Source organism: Intestinibacter sp., assembly GCF_051866655.1.
Lineage (GTDB): Bacteria > Bacillota > Clostridia > Peptostreptococcales > Peptostreptococcaceae > Intestinibacter.
Map to the genome: position 1 here is coordinate 1 of NZ_JBJDXL010000084.1, position 2,281 is coordinate 2,281.

Sequence of the window (2,281 nt, forward strand, 5' to 3'; positions counted from 1 at the left end):
ATCTATATTTCCTTCTATATCGTTAACATCTAATCTGTTTGCTTTAGATATTATAGAGGAAATCTTTTTAGTTCTCCCCGTAACAAACTCAATAGGAGAATACTCACCCTTAGTTAAAAATTCTTTTCTTATATTTTTAAATTTTACTTTAAGTTCTTCAACTGCATGCTGGTAAGGAGCTAATATTTCATCCCATTTTTCGTAATTCATATTATTCACCCTTCGTCCAATAATTTAACAACCACAACTATTTTACCATAATTTATTTTGTTTTTGTATAGTAAAGCAAATCTGAATCCTTTAATTCATAATCTATTTCATCTAAATCTGCTAAATAGCTAATAAAAGATACTAATGACGTTCTAAAGAAGTAGTATTCTTTATAATTATAGGTTAAATTATTTTCTTTTATTATTTTCTTAAGTAAAGTCTCTATATTCATAGGAGTTTTAAGATTTTCTCTTATTTGATTTAGATACTTATGTACAGCTTCTCGATGTTTTCTTATTGAAATAATCGCATCATGCTTATCTAAAACATATTTGCCGTGAGCTAATACTAAATAATCGAAATCTAATAATTGGACTGTATTTAAAGAATTTAAATATTCATTTACATCCTGTAAAAATAAAAAGTCGTATTTACTTAAGGTTTCTTCACCTATCAACAAATCTCCTGCGAATAAAACTCTGTCCTTCGTTAGTATTCCTACACTTCCAGGAGTATGTCCCTTTAAGCTAATAACCTCAAAATCTTCTCCTGCTATGTTTAGATTACCTTCACTTATCGTTTTATCAATCAGTACGCTTTCGTTTTTTCTATGTGAAAGCTTTGCAATAAGGAATTTATTACTTCTTCCACCTAAAATAAAATTCGAAAATAGATCTGGTCTTTCTATAAATAGCTTTGCATCCTCTGAAGCAAAAATCTCAATGTCTCCATCGCTCGATTTTAGCTGAGAACATCCACCGTAGTGATCCTCATGCTCATGCGTATTTATAATATATTTTAATCTTATTTTCTCATTTTCAAACATCTCGAGCATTTTTTTAGGTCTTAGACCGCTAAGTCCAGGGTCTATTAACAATGCATCGTTATTTTCAAACAAATACACACCTGTATTAGTTCCACCTTTTACAAAATATGTATTTCCAAAAACCTCTTGTAATTTCATAAAAACTACACCCCTTGTAAAATTTCAGTCTTTTTAAGGCTCTTTTTCTATTATAACATGTAAATTTTTTTGATTCTATCTACTACTTTTATATTATTCTCTTTAGTTATCCTAATTTTAACCTTATACGCAAAATCAGAATTCATCAGATACTCTATAAAATACTCGACTACTCCTCTATCTCTATAATCAATATCGATAAGTCCACTACCTAGAATTCTAGAATCCAAGCTCACTACTTCATCTGAAAAGCTCAGTCTACTTTGTTTAGATAAATAATCTAATTCGGGCTTAAACTTTTCACAGTATTTTATAGAAAAATTAAGAACCTCTTCGCTTATATCTATACCGTACATATCTTTTAAAGCATCTTTATATTCCATATTTTGCTTAATTACTCTCTGTAGATTCTTATTATAATCATCCTTCTTCCAATGCCCAAATAACCTACAATTAAGCGGTCTAACCTCATATATCAAACATCTGTTGTTATAATCCTTAAAAGGGCATGAATTCTTCTTTAATAGCTCTAAAAAATAATAATCAATTATTCTATCAATAGAAGCTCTTCTAAGCTCTTGCTTACTCATTAAATGCTTGTATATATTTAAAAACTCTATTAAATTTATACCTACAGACTCCATACAGCAATTTCCACATCCACTGCAATCACCCTTTGGCAATTTAGAATATATATCATTTAATTTCTTAAAGTATCCTTTTTGCTCGCAAAATTCTATACTTTCTAGTATTTGAGATTTTTTTATACTAGCCATAATATTCTCCTCTTGTTATAATTATTTCGTTAATACAAAAACTTATTATAACATATTTTTGACTATAAATATCAGGAGGTAACGAAATGAATAGATATACTAAAATTATTAACATGATGGAAAGTTATTTTACTAAGGATTTTGAAAAAACTAAAAAAGGATTTACTAAAGTAAGAGAAGTTAAAGAAGAAACTGTTAGAAAAGCATTTTTAAAAGGAAATTGCGAGGTTTTAGTAATACTTGAAGACTCTGATAGAGAAATATTACTAGACGATTTTTCTTCTGATGAAGATATAAAAAAATACTTAGGTGCATCTTTTATAAATCCAAA

The 2,281-nt window shown here is 28.1% G+C and carries 3 protein-coding genes and 1 pseudogene; 1 reads left to right on the plus strand and 3 read right to left on the minus strand.

Features of this window, described 5'->3' with window-relative positions:
* The 3 genes and pseudogenes from ACI3VO_RS02310 to ACI3VO_RS02320 all read right to left on the minus strand — a co-directional run.
* Positions 1-210 (minus strand): annotated as a pseudogene (locus ACI3VO_RS02310) (GTP pyrophosphokinase); the annotation flags it as partial.
* 52 nt (positions 211-262) lie between these two features.
* Positions 263-1,174, minus strand: a complete 912-nt coding sequence (locus ACI3VO_RS02315; protein ID WP_439756361.1) for an MBL fold metallo-hydrolase — start codon at positions 1,172-1,174, stop codon at positions 263-265.
* Positions 1,175-1,224: 50 nt separating this feature from the next.
* Complete coding sequence (locus ACI3VO_RS02320; RefSeq protein WP_439756362.1) at positions 1,225-1,950, minus strand: YkgJ family cysteine cluster protein; 726 nt, start codon at positions 1,948-1,950, stop codon at positions 1,225-1,227.
* An 86-nt stretch (positions 1,951-2,036) separates the two neighbouring features.
* Between ACI3VO_RS02320 and ACI3VO_RS02325 the strand changes: the two genes are divergently transcribed.
* On the plus strand, positions 2,037-2,281 hold a 245-nt coding region (locus ACI3VO_RS02325), incomplete at its 3' end, for a hypothetical protein (RefSeq protein ID WP_439756363.1).